The sequence below is a fragment of the Metapseudomonas resinovorans genome (assembly GCF_002003485.1).
Lineage (GTDB): Bacteria > Pseudomonadota > Gammaproteobacteria > Pseudomonadales > Pseudomonadaceae > Metapseudomonas > Metapseudomonas resinovorans_D.
In genome coordinates, this window is record NZ_BDMA01000116.1 from 1 (window position 1) to 1025 (window position 1025).

The window sequence follows — 1025 nt, forward strand, 5'->3', positions numbered from 1 at the left end:
TATCCATTCGGATTTGAGGCTCCTGAAGAAACGCTCCATCGGGGCGTTGTCCCAACAATTGCCGCGGCGACTCATGCTCTGGCGGATTCGATGACGCCAGAGCAGTTGCCGAAACTCCTGACTGCTGTAGTGGCTGCCCTGGTCGGAGTGAAACAGCACGCCGCCGGGGCAGCCGCGAGCCTCATAGGCCACGCGCAAAGCCCGTCCGGTGAGCTGCGAGTCCGGACGATCGGACATTGCCCAACCCACAATCCGCCGTGCATACAGGTCCATGACCGCGGCCAAGTAGATCCAGCGCCCGCCGGCCCAGATGTACGTCACGTCACCGCACCACACCTGATTGGGGCCATTAGTGCGGAACTGTCGGTCCAGCTCGTTCGCGGCTTTGGCACTCTCGCCCTCAGCTGGGCGGTAACGGTGTCGACGGCGTTGCGAGCTGAACAACTGAGCCTCCTTCATCAGGCGGCCGGCCAAGAATCGACCAACCGCCCAGCCTTCCTGGCGCAAAGCCGCCGCGAGCGTCCGGGCTCCTGCCGAACGCCGACTCTGGGCATGCAGCTCCACCAAGCGCTGTCGCAGCCTGGCGTGCGGCGGATTACCTTGAGCCGCTGATTTAGCGGCGGCATAGACACTGCTGCGATTGATGCCAAACAGCCGGCAAAGCTCTGCCCGTGGATAGTGCTCACCCAATGACTCGACTAAACGTGCTAATCGAGGGCGTCTGACATCAAGAGAGCGGTAGCCTTTTTTAGGATCTCTTTCTCCCGTTCCAGCCGCCGCACCTGGGCCTCCAGCTCCTGGATTCGCCGTTGTTCCGGCGTCATGGCCTTGCTGTGCTCAGGCGTCTTGCCATGGCGCTCCAGGGTCAGTTGCTCGACCCAGCGCCGCATGGCCGTTGGGCCTACCCCCATTGCCTTGCAGGCAGCCGGTATGGAATAGCCTTGATCCAGCACCAGGCTGGCGGCCTCGAGTTTGAACTCCGGACTGAATGATCTTCTGCTCATGAACACCTCTTGCTTGGGCGC

The 1025-nt window shown here is 62.1% G+C and carries 2 protein-coding genes; both read right to left on the bottom strand.

Annotation, left to right across the window (positions count from 1 at the left end):
* Positions 1-690 (bottom strand): IS3 family transposase (locus MnOB_RS28455; RefSeq protein WP_234358348.1); only part of this gene is annotated, 690 nt, incomplete at its 3' end.
* 17 nt (positions 691-707) lie between these two features.
* On the bottom strand, positions 708-1025 hold a 318-nt coding region (locus tag MnOB_RS28460; protein WP_234358349.1), incomplete at its 5' end, for a transposase.